1 protein-coding gene is annotated in these 2,027 nt (G+C 75.0%); it reads left to right on the top strand.

All coding sequences use genetic code 11. The features are described 5' to 3' along the window. Positions 1 to 2,027: condensation domain-containing protein (locus tag TN53_RS40345; protein ID WP_052745406.1), on the top strand; the 2,027-nt coding region annotated here is incomplete at both ends.

Here is a 2,027-nt window from a genome sequence, read left to right as displayed (position 1 = left end):
CCCAGGATCTGGCCCGACGGCTCGCGCTGACCGCCGGGCAGGTGCTGACCGGCGCCTTCGCCCTGGCCCTGGCCCGCTGGCAGCGCGTCGACGAGGTCGGCTTCGATGTCCGCGGGGACCCCAGGGCCGGCCCTCCGGGCCTACGCCGCCACGTGGGCCCCCTCACCGATGTGCACCCGGTCCATCTCACCCTCGACCCCGGTCTCGACCCCCTCGGCCAACTGGCCGCCGTGGCGGGCCCGCTGGCGGCCGGCGCCGGGCAGGCCGCGGGCGGCGCCGGATTCGGGGCCTGCCGGGAGTGGAGCCCCGACCCGCTGCTGCGCGACGCCCTGCGCGAACTGGCGCCCGCCCCGGCCTGTCTGATCCTGCACGGCCCGGACGAACTGCTGCCCGGCTCCGCCCGACCCGTGCCCGGCAGCGCGCCGAGCCGGCCCACGCACCGTCTCGACGTACGCGTCCAGGTCGTCGGCGGCAGGCTGCGCCTCGGCCTGGACTGGGTGCCCGACCCGGCCGAAGGCATCACCGACACCTCCGTGGCCACCCTCGCCGACCTGCTGCGCGAGGTGCTCGGGGAGCTGGCCGGCGCGGTCACCGCCCCTATCCCGTCCGTCTTCCGGGCCACCCCCCAGCAGTCGGCGCTGTACAAGGGCAGCGACGCACAGCCCGGCACCGGCCGGCACGTCGAGCAGCTCGTGTGGGTCTGGCACGGCCCGCTCGACGTCGAACGCTTCACCTCCGCCTGGCAGTCGGTCTTCGACTGCGAGACGGTGCTGCGTACCGCCTTCACCGGCGGCCCCGAACCGCAGCTCATGGTGCACAGCCGGGTCACTCCCGAGATCACCGTCCGGGTCCGGCGCGGCGACGACGCCGAGCTGTCCGCCCTGCTGGAGCGCGACCGGCTGCGCGGCTTCGACCTGCGCTGCCCCGGCCCGCTGCGCCTGACCCTGCTGGGGTCGGAGGGCAGCCCGCTCGAGGGCGCCGGCTCACCCACCCGGATCGTGCTCACCTATCACCGGGCCCTGCTCGACACCTGGAGCGCGCACATCATGCTGCGCGAGTTCCACCGGGCCTATCTCGCGGGCGGCTCCCTGCCCGGCGGCGAGCGCCGACCCGACCTGCGTGACTACACCTCCTGGATCGCGGCCCAGGACCTGGAGCCGGTACGGGGGTTCTGGGGGCGTTCCGTACCGCCCGCCGACGCGGCATCCCGTCCGGCCCGGCCCGGCGGGGCCACCGGGATGACCGGGGTGGGCCGCTCGCGACTGCGCCTCGACTCTGCAGAAACCATCCGTCTCGCGCGCTGGGCCGGCATGTGGGGCATCGCCGAGAGCAGTGTGCTCCAGGCCGTCTGGGCGATGCTGATCCACCGTGCCTCCGGCGCCACCGGACCGGCCCCCGTCTGTTTCGCGGTCACCGTCCCGGGACGTGGCATCCCCCTCGACGGCGTGGCCCGGATGCTGGGACCGCTGCGCAACTCGCTGCCGATGTCCGTCGAGGTGGACCCGGCGGGGACCCTGCCGAACCTGATGCGGCAACTGCGCGACCACGCCCTGGACATGGCCGCCTACGAATGGGTGCCGGCCGACTGGCTCCGGGCCCCGGGCCGGCACGGCGCCGGCACCGACCCCGCCGCCACCGTCATCGTATTCGAGGATCCGCCGCATCCGGTGGAAGGGCTGGAGGGCGAACTCGCCGCGCAGGGCATCCGGGCCGAGTTCTCAGGCACCGTACCCGCCCGCTCGGTGCTGCCCATCGGGCTGCTCGCCCACCACGACAGTGCGGGCGGGCTGGTCCTGACGGGGGTGCACGACCGTGACGTGCTCGACGAGGAGGCGGCTGCCGAACTGCTGATGCAAAGCGCCCTGCTGCTGCGCGAACTCCCCTTGTGGGCGGGCGAGTCCACGACCGTCGCGGACGCCGTGAAGCTGCTGGAGGGCAGGGCCGTACCGCAGATGGCCGAGGTCTCGGGGGAGAGCGGGGACGAGCCGCTGCTCACCCTGCGCACGGCGGGGCAGGAGCAGGCGGGC

Source organism: Streptomyces sp. WM6386, from assembly GCF_000972385.1.
Classification (GTDB): Bacteria; Actinomycetota; Actinomycetes; order Streptomycetales; family Streptomycetaceae; genus Streptomyces.
The sequence above is the reverse complement of the archived record's forward strand: the minus strand, read 5'-3'. Positions and strand labels throughout refer to the sequence as shown.